Source organism: Saccharopolyspora aridisoli, from assembly GCF_004348445.1.
Lineage (GTDB): Bacteria > Actinomycetota > Actinomycetes > Mycobacteriales > Pseudonocardiaceae > Saccharopolyspora > Saccharopolyspora aridisoli.
Window position 1 is genome coordinate 1 of sequence record NZ_SMKV01000017.1, and the last position, 18,101, is coordinate 18,101.

Annotated in this window: 15 protein-coding genes and 1 pseudogene; 10 read left to right on the forward strand and 6 right to left on the reverse strand. The window is 69.8% G+C overall.

Features of this window, described 5'->3' with window-relative positions; translation table 11 throughout:
* Positions 1–28 precede the first annotated feature (28 nt).
* Complete coding sequence (locus tag E1161_RS15430) at positions 29–493, forward strand: LapA family protein (protein WP_132623983.1); 465 nt, start codon at positions 29–31, stop codon at positions 491–493.
* On the opposite strand, the gene E1161_RS15435 is transcribed toward E1161_RS15430, so the two are convergent.
* A complete protein-coding gene (locus E1161_RS15435; protein WP_268951395.1) occupies positions 490–1,281 on the reverse strand; it encodes an NAD-dependent epimerase/dehydratase family protein in 792 nt (263 codons plus the stop codon). The two genes, E1161_RS15430 and E1161_RS15435, sit on opposite strands and share 4 nt — an antisense overlap.
* A gap of 258 nt (positions 1,282–1,539) precedes the next feature.
* Here E1161_RS15435 and E1161_RS15440 point away from each other — a divergent pair, with 258 nt between their 5' ends.
* The 6 genes from E1161_RS15440 (at position 1,540) to E1161_RS15465 (ending at position 8,345) form a co-directional block, all read left to right on the forward strand.
* Positions 1,540–3,033: a sodium:solute symporter family protein gene (locus E1161_RS15440; protein ID WP_132623987.1), complete on the forward strand. Its 1,494-nt coding sequence runs from the start codon at positions 1,540–1,542 to the stop codon at positions 3,031–3,033.
* Positions 3,030–4,151, forward strand: coding sequence for a hypothetical protein (locus E1161_RS15445; protein WP_132623989.1), 1,122 nt, complete (start codon positions 3,030–3,032; stop codon positions 4,149–4,151). Before E1161_RS15440 ends, E1161_RS15445 begins: the two co-directional genes overlap by 4 nt.
* Before the next feature lie 332 nt (positions 4,152–4,483).
* Complete coding sequence (locus tag E1161_RS15450; protein WP_132623991.1) at positions 4,484–6,889, forward strand: sensor histidine kinase; 2,406 nt, start codon at positions 4,484–4,486, stop codon at positions 6,887–6,889.
* Positions 6,890–6,926: 37 nt separating this feature from the next.
* Positions 6,927–7,343, forward strand: a complete 417-nt coding sequence (locus E1161_RS15455; protein WP_132623993.1) for a roadblock/LC7 domain-containing protein — start codon at positions 6,927–6,929, stop codon at positions 7,341–7,343.
* Between the two features lie 2 nt (positions 7,344–7,345).
* The gene (locus E1161_RS15460) at positions 7,346–7,708 is read left to right on the forward strand and encodes a DUF742 domain-containing protein (RefSeq protein ID WP_165939811.1); all 363 of its coding nucleotides are present in this window, start codon (positions 7,346–7,348) and stop codon (positions 7,706–7,708) included.
* Between the two features lie 88 nt (positions 7,709–7,796).
* Entirely contained in the window at positions 7,797–8,345 is a 549-nt protein-coding gene (locus E1161_RS15465) for a GTP-binding protein (RefSeq protein WP_132623995.1), read from the forward strand.
* Positions 8,346–8,389: 44 nt separating this feature from the next.
* Here the strand turns inward: E1161_RS15465 and E1161_RS15470 are convergent, their stop codons facing one another.
* Positions 8,390–9,763 carry a tryptophanase gene (locus tag E1161_RS15470; RefSeq protein ID WP_132623997.1) on the reverse strand — a complete coding sequence of 458 codons (1,374 nt, stop codon included), beginning with the start codon at positions 9,761–9,763 and terminating at the stop codon, positions 8,390–8,392.
* Positions 9,764–9,794: 31 nt separating this feature from the next.
* Positions 9,795–10,865 carry a tryptophan dimethylallyltransferase family protein gene (locus tag E1161_RS15475; RefSeq protein ID WP_132623999.1) on the reverse strand — a complete coding sequence of 357 codons (1,071 nt, stop codon included), beginning with the start codon at positions 10,863–10,865 and terminating at the stop codon, positions 9,795–9,797.
* A gap of 613 nt (positions 10,866–11,478) precedes the next feature.
* Here E1161_RS15475 and E1161_RS27605 point away from each other — a divergent pair.
* A complete protein-coding gene (locus tag E1161_RS27605; protein WP_207920262.1) occupies positions 11,479–12,180 on the forward strand; it encodes a hypothetical protein in 702 nt (233 codons plus the stop codon).
* Between the two features lie 70 nt (positions 12,181–12,250).
* Here the strand turns inward: E1161_RS27605 and E1161_RS28075 are convergent.
* The 3 genes and pseudogenes from E1161_RS28075 to E1161_RS15490 form a co-directional block, all read right to left on the reverse strand.
* A pseudogene (locus E1161_RS28075) lies at positions 12,251–12,477 on the reverse strand (alkanesulfonate monooxygenase); the annotation flags it as partial.
* Between the two features lie 695 nt (positions 12,478–13,172).
* On the reverse strand, positions 13,173–14,489 hold the full coding sequence (locus tag E1161_RS15485) for an MFS transporter (protein ID WP_132624000.1): 1,317 nt from the start codon (positions 14,487–14,489) through the stop codon (positions 13,173–13,175).
* 104 nt (positions 14,490–14,593) lie between these two features.
* The gene (locus E1161_RS15490; RefSeq protein ID WP_132624001.1) at positions 14,594–15,244 is read right to left on the reverse strand and encodes a TetR/AcrR family transcriptional regulator; all 651 of its coding nucleotides are present in this window, start codon (positions 15,242–15,244) and stop codon (positions 14,594–14,596) included.
* Between the two features lie 117 nt (positions 15,245–15,361).
* On the opposite strand from E1161_RS15490, the gene E1161_RS15495 reads away from it, so the two are divergent.
* Complete coding sequence (locus E1161_RS15495; RefSeq protein ID WP_132624002.1) at positions 15,362–16,204, forward strand: shikimate dehydrogenase; 843 nt, start codon at positions 15,362–15,364, stop codon at positions 16,202–16,204.
* Positions 16,197–18,017, forward strand: coding sequence for a bifunctional sugar phosphate isomerase/epimerase/4-hydroxyphenylpyruvate dioxygenase family protein (locus E1161_RS15500; RefSeq protein WP_132624003.1), 1,821 nt, complete (start codon positions 16,197–16,199; stop codon positions 18,015–18,017). The genes E1161_RS15495 and E1161_RS15500 overlap by 8 nt, the downstream gene beginning before the upstream one ends.
* The last annotated feature ends 84 nt before the right edge of the window (positions 18,018–18,101 follow it).

The following is an 18,101-nucleotide window of genomic DNA, read 5'->3' on the forward strand; positions in this document are numbered from 1 at the left end:
GGGGTGGGGGCGGTCGATGATGATCGGTATGTCTGAGAACGGGTCGAAGGACGCTGGAGCCAGGTCGGAGCGGGAGCCCGGGGCAGTGGAGCCGAGCGCGAACGGTGCGGCGGCCGAGGACGTGACCGCCAAGGGCACCAACGGCAAGGACGCCCAAGGGGTGGGCGCCGCCGGCAGCGGGGTCGCGGAGAAGACGAGAGAGCCCGTCGAGCGATCCAGAGGCGGCAAGCACGAGCTCGCGACGCGGAGCCGGACCGGCGTGCTCTGGACCGCGCTCGCCATCGCGGGCGTGGTGCTGGTCTTCCTGCTGATCTTCGTCGCGCAGAACTTCGCGGCGGTGACCGTGCACTTCCTGGGGCTGGAGTTCAGCCTGCCGATCGGCCTCGCCCTGCTGTTCGCCGCGATCATCGGTGGCGTGCTGGTGTGGCTGGCGGGCACGGCGCGCATGATCCAGATGCGCCGCGCCGCCAAGAAGGCCCGCGAGCAGTCCTAGTTCGGTTCTCCCAGAGGAGCCGAGGTGAACGGGCCGCCGAGCAGTTCGTGCGAGGTGTTCGGGGCGACGCCGGAGGCGAAGACGACCTCCGCGTCGTCGCGGGACGCGTAACCGAGTTCGGCGGCCTCCGTCAGCGGAACCGGGCGTCGCGCGTTGTCCGAGACGCCCCAGATGACGCGGTAACCCGGAGACGGGTGCGACAGGCAGGCTTCGAGCATCCGCGCGCAGTCGTCCGGCGAGAGCCACAGGCCCAACCCGCGTTCGTCGCCCACCGTCTCGAAGCACGCACCGATGCGGATGCAGATCACGTCGATGCCGAACCGCGAGTGGTAGAGGCTGCCCAGTGCCTCCATCGCCGCTTTGCTCACCCCGTAGTAGGTGTCCGGCCGCGGCGGTGAGTCCGCCGCCAACGTCGCGGCCTCCGACGTGGAGCGGAATCCGGCGACGTGGTTGCTGGACGCGAGGACCACCCGGCGGACGCCGTTTCGGCGGGCGGCGTCCAGCACGGTGCGTGTGCCGTCGATGTTGACCGAAAGCGCTTCGGACCAGCTGCTCTCGCGGCTGTGGCCGCCCAGGTGCACCACGGCGTCGACGTCGGCGCAGGCCCGCGCCATCGCCTCGGGGTCGGTGACGCTGGCTTCGACGATCTCGACCGCTTCGCCGTCCGCCGCGGGCGCGGGCCGAACGATGTCCAGCAATCGCAGCGCCCGGCCCTCGCGGCGCAGCCGAGGCCGCATCAACGTTGCGATGCCGCCGGCGGCACCGGTGATCAAGATGCGTTCCGACAAGGCGTTTCCCCTTCGCATCAGTGAATTCCGGATGCGTGTTGCCGCGCCGAACGCTGGTTGACATGTGATCGACGCCATACTAGCGTCCGGCTCCGGAACTTTACGAAACAAATTGTTCATCGCTGCGCGGGATTTCCGTGTGGTCCGTACGGCCCAATTGGGAAGCGCTTTCCGGAGCACGCCCGGGTCGACGACGAGCCCCGCAGCGAGCTCGAAAGCCGCGGAGTTCCAAGCCATCGGATGTGAAGGGGTGGGCCGGTGCACGCGCTGGACTGGGTCATGGTGATCGGGTACTTCGGCTTGATGGTCGGCATCGGCTGGTGGTCGCACCGAAGGGTCAAGACAGACAAGGACTTCTTCATCGCCGGCGGTCGGATGCCCTGGTGGCTGGCCGGGATCTCGCACCACATGTCCGGCTACAGCGCGGTGCTGTTCGTCGCCTACGCGGGCGTGGCCTACAGCCAGGGCGTCACGGTCTACTTCTGGGGATTCGCCTCCATCGGCATCGGCGTGGCGATCGGCGCCTGGTTGTTCGCCGCGCGCTGGAACCAGTTGCGCGCCGAGTTCGGCGTGGCCTCGCCGCTGGAATTCCTGGCCCGTCGCTTCAACATCCCCACCCAGCAGGCGCTGGCCTGGAGCGGTGCCTCGCTGAAGGTCTTCGACGTGGCCTCCAAGTGGTTCGCGGTGTCGATCCTGCTGGAGTCCTTCGCGGGCGTGCCGATCCTGGTGGGCATCCTGGTCACCGGCGGCGTCACGCTGCTGTACTGCACGGCGGGCGGGCTGTGGGCCGACGCGCTCACCGACTTCGGGCAGTTCGTGATCCAGGGCTTGGCCGGCATCGTGATGATCTGGGCGGTGCTGTCCTCGCTCGGCGGCATCTCGGGGCTGTGGACGATGTGGGACCGGCTGCCCGCCGGGCACCTATCGCCGGTCACCGAGGACTACACGACCGTCTTCCTGCTGGTGTACGTGCTGGTGAAGACCCTGGAGTACAACGGCGGGATGTGGAACCTGGCGCAGCGCTACATGGCCTCGCCGGACAACCACGCCGCCCGCCGGGGCGCGCTGCTGTCCTCGGCGCTGTACCTGGTCTGGCCGCTGGTGCTGATGTTGCCGATGTTCGCCGCACCGCTGTTCGTGCCGGGGCTGGAGGACCCGACGACCTCGTACGCCGCGATGACCGAGAAGCTGCTGCCCGCGGGCATGGTGGGGCTGGTGCTCGCCGGGATGTTCTCCCACACCATGGCCATGGTCGCCTCCGATGCCAATGCCATCTCGGCGGTGATCACCCGGGACATGCTGCCGGTGCTGTGGCGCAAGGCCCGCGAGTTCGGCGAGGTGCAGCGGTTGCGCGCCGGCCGGATCGCGACGTTCGGCTTCATCGCGCTGAGCATGCTGGTGGCCACGCAGGCGGACAGCCTCGGTGGTGTGCTGTCGATCGTGGTGTCGTGGGTGGCGGCGCTGATGGGGCCGATCTCGGTGCCGCTGCTGCTGGGGATGCTGCCGTGGTTCCGCCGCTGCGGTTCGCGGGCGGCGCTGGTGTCGTGGGCGGGTGGTCTGATCACCTACGCGGTGCTCTACTACGGCGTGGACGCCAGTCAGACCGCGACCGTGGCGACGCCGATCCTGGTCTCGCTGGCCCTGTTCATCGGGTTGGGGGCGGTCGCCTCGGAACGGACCGCGGAGGTCGACGAGATGCTCGAGGTGCTGGACCGGGCTGCGAAGGGCACCACAGCGGCGGCCGCGCGGTGAGAGCGCACGTCACCGGCTACGCCTACTCCTGGGACGTGCGGCCCGGTTTCGCGGACCGGGTCGCGGCGTCCGGGGTGGACGAGGTCGCCGTCGCGGTCGCGTACCACAGCGCTCGCGCGGCGACGCCGTTCGACGGGACCCGCAGCGCGGTGGTGGCCCGTCACGCCGCGCTCTACCGCCCGGTGGGGACCGGCTGGGGCAGGCTGCGCCCGGCCGAACCGGACTGGGTGGGACCCGACAGCGCCGGTGAGGCAGTCGCGGAGCTCAACCGCAGCGGTGTCGACGCCGCCGCGTGGCTGGTGCTGACCCACAACTCCGTGCTGGGCGGGCGGTTCCCGGACGTCGCGGTGCGCAACTGCTTCGACGAGGTCTACCCGTGGGCGCTGTGCCCGTCGCACGCCGAGGTGCGCGACTACGCGGTGCGGCTCACCCGGTCCGCGCTGGACGGTCTCGACGTGCGGTCGGTGGTGCTGGAGGCGTGCGGTCAGCTCGGTGCGGTGCACCAGCACCAGCACGAGAAGACCGACGCGGTCTGGTCGCCCGCGGCGGCCCGGTTGCTGTCGGTCTGCTGCTGCGCTGCGTGCGCGCGTGGCTGGACCGGCCTGGACGCCCAGCGGGTGCGCGAGGTGCTGTGCACCGAGTTCCGCCGGATCATCGCCACCGGCGATCTCAGCGCGGTGGACGACGCACTGCCCGCTGAACTTCGAGAGACCCTGCTCGCGGCTCGTTCTGCGGCCACCGATCTGCTGCGCCGCGCGGTGCTGGATGCCGTGGGCACGGGTCGTCGGGTGCTGTTGCACGGCAGCGCCGATGCCTGGGCGACCGGTGCCCTTCCGGGACTGACGCGGCGCGCGGGGGACGAGGTCGACGGCGTCGTCGTGCCCTGCTGGGACCCGACCGGGCCGGAGGAGGTCGCGGCGGCCAAGGCCGCCGGGATCGACAACGTCGGCGCCTACGTCAACGCCGTCGGACCGCGGGTCGGCGACCTGGCCGACCACGTCCGCCGGTTGCGCGCGGCCGGAGCCGACGAGCTGCACCTGTACCACCTCGGTCTGGCGGGCCCAGCCCGAGCCCCGCTGCTGCGGGAAGCCGCCGACGAGGCCCGCCGCGGCAGCTGAACCTGCTGTCTCGGCCCGTTTCCGGGGTGCTCGCGAGAATAGTCGGTGAATTCCGCCCGGCGAGGGGGCAGGACTCCAATCGAGTGATCTCGAAAAGCTTCTCCACCGGACGGCTGCCCGGCTTTTCACACCTCTTCCCGAAGATCACGGTTCAGTGGGAAAAATCCCGGTGGAAGTGTCGTCCGTCCAGCTGTGGTGGGGAATACCCGCCAACCTCCACGATGAGTGAAGATCATCGATAAGGTGCCCGGCGTATCGAGGGCACGCGATGTTCGGATCGCCGGGATGCGTCCTGGCGTGGGCGAAAGATCATCGATGGAAAGAACGTGGAAGTGACGACCCAAGACGATTCCCTGTCCTCGCCAGGCCCAGGAAGACAACGCCCGGGCGGTTCCTCGATCCGGTCGCGGCTGACTTGGGCGGTGTTCGTCCCGTGGATCGTCGTCGCGGTGCTGTGGTCGGTGGGGTGTTCGCTGTTCGCCTTCGACGCGTTCTTCGCCCGCCAGATCGCCTCCGGCGTGCAGTCGATGTCGCTGCCCGCGGTCAACGCGCTCGACCAGGTCCAACGCGAACGGCTCCGCAGCCTCGAGGTCATCAGCCAGCCCGGCGCGGGGATCAACGAGCTCGCCGGTCAGCAGCGCGCCACCGACAGCGCGCTCGACGCGCTCAACGAGAAGGCCGCCCCGGTGCTCGAATCGGCGCCGGCCGACGTCGTCGCGCCCATGAACCAGCTCAACGGCTACTTCAAGCGGCTGCCCGACCTGCGCGAGCGGATCAACAGCCGCCAGGCGACCGTCGAGGAGCTCAACGCCTTCTACGACGACATGTTCGCCGCCGCGACCACGCTCTTCGACATCCAGTCGCGCATCACGCCCGACGCCGAGGCACGCCAGGGCTCGCTGGCCGCGGTTGGCCTGTTCCGCGCGTCCGACACGCTCTCCCGCGAGTCGTCGATGGTCGGCACCATCCTGACCAGCGGTGAGTTGAGCCCCGCCGAGCACCGCGAGCTGACCGGCTACATCGTCAGCCACCACGCCATCGTGCGGTCCAACATGACCACGATGCTGCCCGAGGTGCGCCAGCGGTACGAGGCGATGATCGCCAACCCGGACTGGAAGCAGCTGGTGGCCGCCGAGGACCAGCTCGTGCAGCACGGCGCGTTCGGGCCGAGCGAGCGGCCGCAGCTGCGCGTCGAGGACTGGCGCCGGATGACCAACAACGTCGGCGCCGAGATGTCCAACCTGGTGCGCACGCAGAGCGAGCAGGTCGCCAACGGTGCGGTCAGCCGCGCGACCGGCACGCTGTGGACGGTGCTGATCGGGAGCCTGGCGGCGCTGGCGGTATCGGTGGGCTCGTTCTTCTTCGCCCGCCGCGTCTACCGCACGGTCGTCGACGACGCGCTGCTGACGCGGCTGCAGGGACTGCGCACCGAATCGCTGGCGATGGCCGAGCGGCTGCCGGACGTGGTGCGCAGGCTCCGCGAAGGCGAAGCGGTCGAGGTCGACGCCGAGCTGGTGGCCCTGGGCCACTACGGCAGCGACGAGGTCGGCGAGGTCGCCCACGCGATCCAGCTGTTCCAGCAGGAAGCGGTGCAGGCCGCCGTCGGCGAGACGCGGGCCAGGCAGGGCGCCCGCGTGGTGTTCGTGGGCATGGCGCACCGCATTCAGCGGCTGCTGCGCGGCATGCACACCACGATCGACCAGCTGGAGCGCAACGAGGACAGCTCCCAGCAGCTGGCCAGGCTGTTCGACCTGGACAACGCCACCACCCGTGCCCGCCGCACGGTGGAGAACCTGCTGGTCCTCGGCGACCAGCAGCCCGGTCGCCGGTGGAGCCGCCCGGTCGCGCTGATGGACGTGCTGCGCTCGTCGGTCTCCGAGATCGACCAGTACTCGCGCGTGGTCATCGGCCACGTGCCGGAGGTGATGCTGCACGGCGCCGCGGTGGGCGACGCGATCCACCTGATCTCCGAGCTCATCGACAACGCCACCGCGTTCTCGCCGCCGAACACCCAGGTGCACGTGGGGGCCAACGACGTCGCGCGCGGCATCGCCATCGACATCGCCGACCAGGGCCTGGGCATGGATCCCGGTATCCGGCAGCGGGCCAACGAGATGATGCACGAGCCCCCGGAGTTCGACCGGCTCGTGCTGGAGAACAACAAGGCCGAGCAGCTGGGCCTGTTCACCGCCGCTCGTCTGGCCTCGCGCCGGGAGATCTCGGTGGAGTTCGGCGTGTCGGCCTACGGTGGAACCCGCGCCACGGTCCTGCTGCCCGACCGGATCCTGGAGGTGGGCGGCAGCGGCGACGGCGACACCGTGCAGGTGCCGGTCAGCGCCCTGGACCGCCGCCGCGCGCTCGCGGGGAACCTCGAGCAACAGCCGGTCAGCGGTGCGCGGCCCGAACGAACGCTGGTGCCGCAGCCGCGCGAACTGAGCTGGGATGGGACGATGACCGACCAGTCGACCGCACCCGGCAGGGCCACCGAGACGCTCGACCACGAGTGGCCGGCCGAGGGATCGCCCGCTTCAGCGGCCGGTCGCGAACCGGAGGCCGAGCGCGGCAAGGCGAATCGCCCCTCACTGCCCAAGCGGGTGCCGCAGACGCACCTGGCCGACGGGCTCAAGGACGACCCGGATGCCGAAGAGCGGGCGATGATCGCTTCGCCGAGCAAGCTGGCGGGTTTCCGCCGGGCGTTCCGTGGCGGTTTCGACGAATCCGGTGGCGGCGACTCGTGACCAGACCAAACGACAAGCAAGCGCGTGTGAGGTGGGCATGACCGAGACAGCTTCGAAACTGAGTTGGCTGCTGGACGACTTCGTGCACGGCGTGCACGGAGCCGACCACGCCGTGGTGCTGTCCAACGACGGCCTGGTCATCGCCAAGTCCGCCGGGCTGGACCGCGACGCCGGCGACAAGCTCGCCGCGGCGGCATCGAGCATGCGCAGCATCGGCAAGGGCGTCAGCAAGGACTTCGGTCGCGGTCAGGTCGCGCAGACCCACGTCGAGATGGAGCACGGGTTCTTGTTCGTCTCGGCGGCGGGCAGCGGCGCGTGCCTGGCGGTGCTGTCGGCGGCCGACACCGACATCGAGCTGGTGGCCTACGAGATGGGCCGTCTGATCACCCGTGTCGGATCGTTCCTGTCGGCCGCGCCGCGAGACCTGCACGGGCTGGCGGCAGAGAGGACCTGACAGTGGACGAGGCGTGGTACGACGATGAAGCCGGGCCCATGGTCCGGCCGTACACGATCACGCGCGGCCGGACCCCTGGGCAGCACAAGCACCGGCTCGACACGGCGACCCAGGTGGTCACCGTCGAACCGCCACCGGAGACTTCGAGGCTGGAACTCACGCCCGAGCACCGAGCGATCCTCGAAGCGTGCCACCGCCCGGTGTCGCTGGCGGAGCTCGCCGTCGCGCTGGGACAGCCGATGGGAGTGGTCCGGGTCCTGTGCGGTGACCTGCTCGATCACGGTGCGGTCTTCGTGCGCACGCCTCGTACTGAAGTCAGCCGAGAAATCCTGGAGCAGGTGTACCGTGGGCTTTGCAAACTCTAAGGTGACCGAGGCGAAAGTCCGGTCAGGACAAAATGTTCCGGATCAGTCCGGCCGGGACGACGGGGTTCGTGGCGCAACCGCCGCGCCGATGCCCGTGAAACTCGTCGTGGCCGGTGGTTTCGGTGTCGGCAAGACGACGATGGTCGGCGCGGTGAGCGAGATCCCGCCGCTGACCACTGAAGAGGAGATGACGGTCGCCAGCGAGGGGATCGACGACCTCAGCGGGGTGGAGCGCAAGGAGACCACCACCGTCGCGCTGGACTTCGGACGCATCACCATCTCCGACGAGATCGTGCTGTACCTGTTCGGCGCCCCCGGCCAGAACCGGTTCTGGCCGTTGTGGAACGACCTCGCGCTCGGCGCGGTCGGTGCCGTGGTGCTGGTGGACACGCGCAAGCTGCAGGAGGCGTTCGCTTCGGTGGACTTCTTCGAGCGGCGCGGCATCCCGTTCGTGGTGGCAGTCAACATCTTCGACGGCGGCTACCAGTACGAACCCGAGGAAGTGCGCGACGCGCTGGTGATCCCGGCCGAGGTCCCGATCGTCATCTGCGATGCCCGTGAGCGCGAGCTGTGCAAGGACGCGCTGGTGACGCTGGTGCGCCACGCGATCGACCGGACCCCGTCGGGACTGACCTGACCACCTGCCCCTGGCACCCCGCGGCGGGTACCAGGGGCGGGTGGTCAACCCAGCGGCTCGGTCCGGCAGCGGAAGTGGCGCAGGATCGGCGGGTTCTCGGTGATCCGGTAGCCGGGCACGGACTCGGGGTCCTTGGCGATCTCGGCGAGGACCTCGCCCACGTACTCCAGGTGGCTGTGGTCGTAGACCCGTCGCGGCAGCGCCATCCGGACCAGCTCGAACGGCGCGGGCGAGGTCAGCTCGTTGTCCTCGTCGAGCGTTCCCAGGTACAGCGAACCCAGCTCGGCGCACCGGATCCCGCCCTCGCGGTAGAGCGCGCAGGCCAGCGCGTGCCCCGGGAACTGCGCCGGCGAGAGGTGCGGCAGCAGTCGCCCGGCGTTGAGGTAGACGCCGTGCAGGCCGGAGGGGCGGATCGTGTTCACGCCAGCGTGGTGCGCGCGTTCGGCGAGGTAGGCCGCCTCGTGCTCGCGGTCGGCGAGGTATTCGGGTGTGATGACCTCGCGCAGGCCCTGCGCCAGCTGCTCCATCGTGGACCCGGTCAGCCCGCCGTAGGTGCGGAATCCCTCGGTGGCGATCACGTCGACCTCGCACCGGTCGGCGAGCTCGGTGTCGTTGAGGCCGATGAACGCTCCCTCCGGCGCCAGGCCATCCTTCTTCAGGCTGGCCACGGCCCCGTCCGCGAGTGCGAACGCCTCGCGCGCCACCTGCAGCGGAGTCTTGTCCCCGTACCCGGCTTCGCGGCGGATGACCAGCCAGGCGTTCTCGGCGAACCGCGCGGCGTCGAGGATCAGCGGCACCCCGCGCTCGCGCGCTAGCGCGCTGACCTCCTCGAGGTTGGCCATCGACACCGGTTGCCCGCCACCGCCGTTGTTGGTGATGGTCACCAGGATCTGCCCGACCCGGTGCCCGTCGGGACCGTCGAGGACCTCGCGAACGGCCGCCACGTCGATGTCGCCCTTGAACGGGTGGTCGCTGTCGAGGTCGAACAACTCCTGGTTCGGAAGGTCCCTCGCTTCGGCGCCCAGCCGCTCGACGTTGGCGCGGGTGGTGTCGAAGTGCGTGTTGCTCAAGCTGATCCGGCCTTCGCCGAGCAGCGCGGTGAACAGGACGCGCTCGGCCGCACGTCCCTGGTGCACCGGTAGCAGGTGCCGGTAGGGCGCCACTTCCTGCAACGCATCGCGGTAGCGGTAGTAGGACTCCGCGCCTGCGTAGCGCTCGTCGCCGCGCTGCGCCCAGGCCTGCTGGTCGGTGGAAACCGCGCCGGTCCCGGAGTCGGACAGCAGGTCGATGCTCACCTCGTCAGCGGGCAGGTTGAACGGGTTGTGGCCCGCGAGGTCGAGCGCCTCGATGCGCCGCTCGCGGGTGGTGATGGGAATTCGGCGCACGACGGCGGAGACGTAGGGGCGCAAGTGCGGCATGGGGTGTGCTCCTCGATGTCGTCGTGGTGACCTAGTTCTCGGGCGCGGTACCGGCGTACGCCTCGGAGGAGGCGTAGATCGTGGTTCCCGTCTGATCGGGGCTCAACCGCACCGAGACGTGCGCGAGCAACCCGGCTCGGGCCGCCAGGTCGCGGTCGGTGAGCGCGCCGATGACCTCGTCGAGCATCGCCGGGTCGATGCGGTGGCGGCGCAGGTGCTGCCGGACGCGCACGCGGGCCACGGAGTCGTCCGGCACGTAGTCGCGCAGTGGCAGGTAGATGCTGTAGTTGCTCGGCTTCTCGCGGTCGCCTTCGACGAAGGAGTAGCTCGACACCAGGGGGCGGCCGGGGAAGCGCTCGACACCGGGCGCCAGCGTCCGGCAGAAGTCCCCGACCTGGTAGCGATCGATGCCGGGAACCGCGGAGGCGGCCCGCTCGACGTCGTCGACGCACGCGTCGTGCTGGGAGACGTAGAGCTTGACCCGCGACTGCGGGCTGTTGTCCAGGTCCAGGGCGAAGAAGGTCAGCCGGTCGGCTTCGCGGCGCAGCGCGTAGTCGACGACGGTGGGGTGGGCGCCGTCCAGCCCGAGCCGGTTGAACGCTTCCCGGACGACCTCCCCGGCGTGGTCCGCACCGCGCACGTCGGGGTTGAAGTAGATCTTGAACCGGGGGCGCCCGTCGGCGTCGAAGATGAAGGAGAACCACCAGGAGAACCTGCCCTGGGGTTCTTCCGGGCTGAACAGGTCCTCGACGGCGCGCAACTGGTCCAGCGCCAGGTCGTAGCGCTCGGCGAGGGCGGTGACCAGGTGTTGGGCGGCGCGCAGGTTGGCGGCGGGTCCGGGTGCGGCGGGCAGTGTTTCGGCGAGGATCCGCAGGTGGCGGCCCCCACCGTCGTCGACCTGGACGGAGTACTCGATCGGGGTGGCGTCGTCGGCGATGTCCGACGGCCACAGCGGCGGCCGGGACAACGGGCGGTCGCGGGCCGCGCCCAGGACTTCTCCCAGCAATCGGAGTGGATCGGTCCGGTCCATTCCCACGACGCGGCAGAGGTTGTGCAACTGCCTTCTCGTGAGATCGCCGAGGGTCGTGTCGGCAGTGCTCATTGCAGCCTCGATCAATCCTGCTTACGACTCCGGCTCCGTGTTCGCCGGAAAGTGACTGGCGGGCACAGCAGTGCCCCGTGATCTTGATGATCAAAGGTAGCCGAGAGATCTTCACAACGACGTTCGGTGGCGTGAAAGCGGCTGCTGTGCAGTCGAACTGCGCAGATCATCCACTGTGATCGCGCAGCCGACCGATGATCAACAGTGCGTGACGGGAATACTGTTCATTTGGCAATGAGGCCACAGTGGACTGTGGAAATCAGCGGTTGGCGACTCGGTTGATCGGTGACTACCGGTAAAAATCAACCCCATGCCTGGTCAGCCGCCCGCGTTCGCATTGCCGCGCCGGAAGGGTGCAGGTGTGAACAAAGGGAAACCGCTTCGTGAGTATGATCTTGGAGGGGTCCGCGCGGCGGACGCGGCCAGACGCGGGAGCGCGTTCGCGCCGCGCCCGGCGTGGTGGGCTCCTGGGGCGTCCAGGTCCGCCTGGCCGGTCAGTGATGGCGTACAACAGGCGTGATCGGGCCCGCATGGTCGGGTGACGGTCGCGGGTCCGGGGTTGCTCTCCGGTACACTTCCGCGGCCGGGCGCAGAGTGAAGTTGGAGAGTCTCGATGGCACGTGACGCGGACCACGGCGATTCCGGCGGGGTCTCCGCGATCCTGAACCGGATCGATCCGTTCGCGTGGGTACCGATAATCACGATGCTGGTACTCGCGCTGGTGACGGCGCTGGTCCTGGAAGTGCCGTTGCTCGGCCTGATGCTCCTGATCATGGCCTTGGTGATCTTCGGCTTCGACCTGTGGATCAACAGTCGCAAGCAGGCGGGCAAGGCCCCGATGCGCATGCCCCGTCGCAGGCGTCGGGATGACGACGACTTCGACATGGACTTCGACCGCGACGACCGCAGGCCGTCGCGAGCGGAGACCTCCCGTCCGGAGCGTGGCGCCCAGCCACCCGCCAGTCGGGCCGGTGCGCGACCGGGAGCCAACCAGGGCCGTCCGTCCGGGGCTGGTCAGGGCCGCCCAGCGGGTCAGCAGGGCCGCCCAGCGGGACAGCCGCCAGGCGCCGGTCGTCCCGCCCCGAACCAGGGGCGTCCGCAGGGGAACCCGCCGAACCAGGGCGGCCGTCCGGCAGCTCCTGGTCAGGGTCGCCCCACCGGCGCCCCCAACCAGGGCCGTCCCGGCGGGAACCCGCCTGGCGGTCCGCCGCCCGGCGCCGGTCGTCCTGGTGCGCAGCCTCCGGGACCGGGTCGCCCTGGCGCCCCGGGCGGTCGCCCTCCGCAGCGACCGGCACCCGGCGGCAACCGCTACTGACGCACGAGATCGGCCCCGGCCAGTTCAGGCCGGGGCCGATCTCGTGCCCGGGTCAGTGCGGCGGGGGCCCCTAGCTCGCGTCCGGCTCCGGGCGAGCTCCCCTCGCGCAGACCCGGGCGAGCTCGGGAGGCACCCCCTCGCCGGACCAGTACGACTCCTCCAGGTGCGGGTATCCCGACAGCGAACTCGTCGATTCCCACCGAGCGGTACTCCTGGATGAGGTCTGCGAGGAGTGACCGCCCACCAGCGCGGTTCCGGCCCCGCCGCGCAGCACCCGACCCCCGCCCACATCCCGGGTGGATCCCCAGGTCGCGGGCGCTGGGATGCCGTTCTCCTGCTGCCTGACGGCCTCGGTCTTGGCGATCTCGACCTGCGAGGTAGCACATCGAGATCGTCGCCGCCTCGCAGAACACCTCGCCGATTGACGCCCTCGTCGTCCTGCCGAACTCCCCTCTCCAGTCCCGGGGGAGTGTTGCCGGTGCCGCCGATGTCGACGGCGTCAGCCGACAGCGCTCCCAGCAGCGGTGGACGGAGGTGGAGTTCGCCCACTCGACCTGGTACGGGAAGTCGTGAAGGAATTCACGACGGCGCAAGGTGTTCGAGTCGGTCTGCGGGGCACGACGAACCCACGCGCTGACTCCAGGTCAGCGGGCGCGCGAGGGGAGGGTCGGTTCTGCTCGAAACCCGACCGGGCATCAAGCGTGGGGCGGGTTACTGGTGACAACCGCCCGAAGGTCCTCGAGGGGCCGGGCAGGTGGGGCTGGCCTGCCGTTCCAGATCGACGGGCAGGAGCCAGGGGAAGGTGTTCCGGGTGAACACGACGACCACGGATGTTCGCCCCGGACTGGGGTCAACGTGAGGGCTCCCGGTCCCACCGAGCGGGAATTCCTCCATCCCGAATTGCCGGGGAAGCCGGACCAGTAACCCCGACCTCAGCGGAAACCGCGGCTTCCGCTGAGATCGGGGGGAGAGGTGATGTGGGGTCGGGCGGGTCAGACGGTTGCGGGCGACTTGCGAATGCCCAGCTCTGGCGTCGGGACCCGGTGGGTCTCGCGGGCGGAGGCCACCGCGATGATGTTCAGCGCGCACAGGCCCGCGGTGAACAGCGCGACGTAGACCCAGCCTTCACGCCCACCACCGATGGCCTCGGCGATGCTGGGGGAGAACCCGGCCAGCGCGAAACCGATCTGGGTGCCCACGGCCATGCCCGACAGCCGCACCTTCGCCGGGAACATCTCGCCGTAGAAGGCCGGCCAGATCCCGTTGGTGGCGCTGTAGACGACGCCGAACAGCAGGATGCCGAAGGTGAAGATCAGCGCCCAGCTGCCGACCGACAGCGACCACAGGTAGCCGAACATCAGCACCGCGCACCCGGCCGAGCCGCCGATGAACACCGGCTTGCGGCCGACACGGTCGGCCAGTCCGGCCCACAGCGGGATCGCCGCGAGCGCAACGATGTTGGCCAGCACTCCCACCCACAGGATCGGCGTCTTGGCCAGACCCACCGTGTTCACCGCGTAGCTGAGCGCGTAGACGGTGAAGATGGTGCTCACCGCGGCGATCACCGATGCGATGACCACCCGCAGCACGTCGGCCCAGTGGTCGCGGAACAACGGCAGCAGCGGGGTCTTCTCGCGCTTGGTGTCGGCGACCTCGTCGACGAAGACCGGTGTCTCGTCGAGCTTGCTGCGGATCACCAGTCCGACGATCACGACCACCGCGCTGAGCCAGAACGGCACTCGCCAGCCCCAGCTGACCAGGTGTTCCTCGGGTAGCGCGGCGACCGGCAGGAACACCGCCGTGGCCAGGATCTGCCCAGCCTGCGTTCCGCTGAGCGTGAAGCTCGTGTAGTAGGCGCGCCGGTGCGCCGGCGCGTGCTCCAGCGACATCGAGTTCGCCCCGGCCTGCTCGCCGGCTGCCGAAAAGCCTTGCAGCAGGCGCAGCGCGACCAGCAGTGCCGGTGCGGCCAGGCCGATCTGGTCGTAGGTGGGCAGGCATCCGACCAGGACCGTGGAGATCCCCATCAGCAGGACGGTGAACACCAGCACCCGCTTGCGGCCGAAGGCGTCGCCGATGTGGCCGAGGACGAACGCCCCGATCGGCCGCGCCAGGTAGCCCACGCCGAAGGAGGCCAGCGCCAGCAGGGTGCCGGTCGCGGGGTCGGAGGTCGGGAAGAAGATCTTGTTGAACACCAGCGCTGCGGCGGTGCCGTAGATGAAGAAGTCGTAGTACTCGAGCGCACTTCCGATCCACGCGGCGATCGCGGCTTTGCGTGGTTTGCCCTGCGTGGCTCTCGGGCCGTCGGTCACTGTCTGCTCCAGGAAGTCCGTGCACCGTTGCGCGGTGACTTATGAACCATCTAGTTAGTTCTCAAGACTGTGAAGCGCCCGCGAACGTGTGTCAAGGCCGTGTTTCAGTCCTGTGACAGGAAGCCGAGCACCATGTCGCCGAGCATCCGCCGGTAGTGGTCGCGTCGCGTCGGGTCGAGCAGGTCGCGCTCGAAGATCGCCTGGAACGTGTAGCGGTTGGCGGTGCGGAACACGCAGAACGAGCTGATCATCATGTGCACGTCGAGGGCGTCGACGTCCTCGCGGAACTGCCCGGCGTCGCGCCCGCGTCGTAGCACGCCGTCGAGCACCTGCACCGCTGGTCCGGCCAGTCCGGGCAGCAGCTCCGACTTGGTCAGGTGCTCAGCGCGGTGGATGTTCTCGATGCTGACCAGCCGCAGGAAGTCCGGGTGCGACTCGTGGTGGTCGAAGGTCAGCTCGGCCAGCCGGCGGATGGCCTCCGCGGGTCCCAGCTCGTCCACGTCGACCTGGCTCTCCAGGCCTCGGATGACCGCGTAGGCGTTCTCCAGCGCGGCCAGGTAGAGCTGCTCCTTGCCGGAGAAGTAGTAGTAGATCATCCGCTTGGTCGTGCTGGTCCGCGCGGCGATCTCGTCCACCCGGGCGCCGGCGTACCCCTTGTCGGCGAACTCCTCGGTGGCCACCCGCAGGATCTCGGCGCGAGTCCGGTCGGCGTCGCGCTGCTTGATCGCTCCGGTGTCGGACGTCGGTGCGGCCACGATGCTCCCCTGCGGTTGTTGCACTTCAGCGCCACTCTAGTGCACGGAGTCTTCCGGGAGAGCGCCTCGTGTGGCTATAATTAACTAGCTAGTTCGTTACTTAATGGGGAGTGCGGAGTGCACGACGGCTACCTGGTGGGGCTCATCGGATCGGGCATCGGCCCGTCGCTGAGCCCGGCGTTGCACGAGCGGGAGGCCGCCGAACTCGGCCTGGACTACCGCTACCGGCGGTGGGACCTCGACGATCTCGGCGAACCGCCGAGCGCCGTCGGCGAGCTGCTGGCCCGCGCCCGCGCGGAGGGCTACCGGGGGCTGAACATCACCCACCCCTGCAAGCAGCTCGTGCTCGATCACCTCGACGAGGTCGACGAGGACGCCGCAGCGCTGGGCGCGGTCAACACCGTCGTCTTCGACGGCCCGCGCGCCGTCGGCCACAACACCGACCACTCCGGATTCGCCCGCAGCCTCCGGCGCGGACTGCCCGACGCCGCGCTGGACCGGGTCCTGCTGCTCGGCGCCGGAGGTGCCGGGGCCGCCGTCGCGCACGCGCTGCTCGGCCTGGAAGCGGGAGAAGTCCGGATCGTCGACCTCGACGCCGAACGCGCTGCCGCGCTGGCGGCCTCCCTGCCCGAACGCGCGGTCACCGGCGGGCACCTCGACGATGAGCTGGAGAAGGCGGACGGTCTGGTGCACGCCACGCCCACCGGCATGGCCGCCCACCCGGGACTGCCGGTGCCCGCGGCGCTGCTGCGGCCGGAGATGTGGGTCGCCGACGTCGTCTACCGACCGCTGGCCACCGGACTCGTCCTCGCCGCGCGCCAACTCGGCTGCCGGGTGCTCGACGGCGGCGGCATGGCGGTGTTCCAGGCGGTGGACGCGTTCCGGCTGTTCACCGGCTTGGAACCGAACGCCGAACGGATGCTGCGGCACTTCGCCGAACTGGAGGGAGCGCATGTCTGAGCCACGACGATCCATCGCCACGGTCTGCCTGTCGGGCACCCTGGAGGACAAGCTCGCCGCTGCCGCTGCGGCCGGGTTCGACGGTGTGGAGATCTTCGAGAACGACCTGATCGCCTCGGCCGCGTCCCCGGCCGAGATCGGCGTCCGATGCCGCGACCTGGGCCTGTCGGTCGACCTCTACCAGCCGTTCCGCGACTTCGAAGCCGTCCCGCCCGCTCGGCTGCGCGACAACCTGCGCCGCGCTGAGCGCAAGTTCGACGTCATGGAACAGCTGGGCGCCGACCTGGTCCTGGTCTGCTCGACGGTGTCCCCGGACGCCGTCGACGACGACGAACTGGCCGCCGAGCAGCTGCGGACGCTGGCCCAGCGCGCCGAAGCGCGCGGGATGCGGGTGGCCTACGAGGCGCTGGCCTGGGGGCGTTTCGTCAACACCTACGAGCACTCCTGGCGGATCGTGCGCCGCGCGGACCACCCGGCGCTGGGACTGTGCCTGGACACCTTCCACGTGCTCTCCCGCGACGGCGATCCGGCGCTGATCCGCACCATCCCCGGCGAGAAGCTGTTCTTCCTGCAGCTGGCCGACGCGCCGCAGCTGGACATGGACGTGCTGCAGTGGAGCAGGCACCACCGGCTCTTCCCCGGCCAGGGGTCGTTCGACCTGGCGACCTTCGCGGGCAACGTCCTGGAAGCCGGCTACACCGGGCCGCTGTCGCTGGAGGTGTTCAACGACGTCTTCCGGCAGGCCGATCCGAAACCCGCTGCCGTGGACGCGATGCGGTCGCTTCGGATGCTGGAGGAGCAGCTCGGGATCCCGGTCGCCGAACCCGCGCCTGACCTCGACGGATACGCCTTCACCGAACTCGTCGCCGACCCGGCCACCGCCACCCGGCTGGCCGAGGGGCTCGCCGCGCTGGGCTTCACCGAGACCGGGGAGCACCGCAGCAAACCCGTCCGGCGCTGGGAGCAGGGTGGCGCGCGGGTGCTGATCAACACCACCGCGTCCACCTCGGACACCGCCGAGATCGGTGCGCTGGCGGTGGAGAGCTCGGACCCGCTGCGCTCGGCGCGACGGGCCGAGGCGATGAGCTCGCCGATCCTGCCGCGCGAGCGCGGTCCGCAGGAAGCGGGCCTTTCCTCGGTCGCCGCACCCGACGGCACCGGCGTGTTCTTCTGCGACACCGCCGCACCCGACGGCTGGCTGTCGGACTTCCGCGACACCGCGACGCCGGGACGGGGGCTGGGAGTCACCGGCATCGACCACGTGTCGCTGACCCAGCCGTTCGACCACTTCGACGAGGCCGCGCTCTTCTGCCGTTCGGTGCTCGGCCTGGAACCGGAGGAGATCACCGAGTACGCCGCGCCGTTCGGCATGGTCCGCAACCGCGGGATGGTCGACGCCACGTGCTCGGTGCGCATCGCCCTCAACGGCACCCTGGTCCGCCGCGGCGAGTGGGCACCGGCCGTCCGCGACCCGCAGCACATCGCCTTCACCTGCACCGGTGTGATCGCGGCGGCCGAGCACCTGCGCGCGTCGGGCGCGCCGGTGCTGTCGATCCCGGACAACTACTACGACGACCTCGACGCCCGCTTCGGACTCCGTCCGGAGCTGCTGGAAACCCTGCGCCGCTGCTCGGTGCTCTACGACCGGGACGCGGGCGGCGAGTTCCTGCACCTGTTCACCGAGCTGTTCGGCTCGCGGGTGTTCCTCGAACTCGTCCAACGGGTCGACGACTACGCGGGGTACGGGGTGGCCAACGCTCCGGTCCGCATGGCCGCGCATCGGAGGCAGCGGATGACTGCATCTGGACGATGATCCACCGCGTTCTCTGGCGGAAACTGGGCGAAAACGTACGACGTACGGAGTGAGAGGGGCCCTGCGCCAGATGCAGCAAGTGAA

Excerpts from the sequence above, each read along its gene's own strand:
- E1161_RS15430 (WP_132623983.1), top strand. The coding sequence starts at position 29 with ATGTCTGAGAACGGGTCGAAGGACGCTGGAGCCAGGTCGGAGCGGGAG.
- E1161_RS15455 (WP_132623993.1), top strand. The coding sequence starts at position 6,927 with ATGACCGAGACAGCTTCGAAACTGAGTTGGCTGCTGGACGACTTCGTG.
- E1161_RS15465 (WP_132623995.1), top strand. The coding sequence starts at position 7,797 with ATGCCCGTGAAACTCGTCGTGGCCGGTGGTTTCGGTGTCGGCAAGACG.
- E1161_RS15470 (WP_132623997.1), bottom strand. The coding sequence starts at position 9,763 with ATGCCGCACTTGCGCCCCTACGTCTCCGCCGTCGTGCGCCGAATTCCC.
- E1161_RS15475 (WP_132623999.1), bottom strand. The coding sequence starts at position 10,865 with ATGAGCACTGCCGACACGACCCTCGGCGATCTCACGAGAAGGCAGTTG.
- E1161_RS27605 (WP_207920262.1), top strand. The coding sequence starts at position 11,479 with ATGGCACGTGACGCGGACCACGGCGATTCCGGCGGGGTCTCCGCGATC.
- E1161_RS15500 (WP_132624003.1), top strand. The coding sequence starts at position 16,197 with ATGTCTGAGCCACGACGATCCATCGCCACGGTCTGCCTGTCGGGCACC.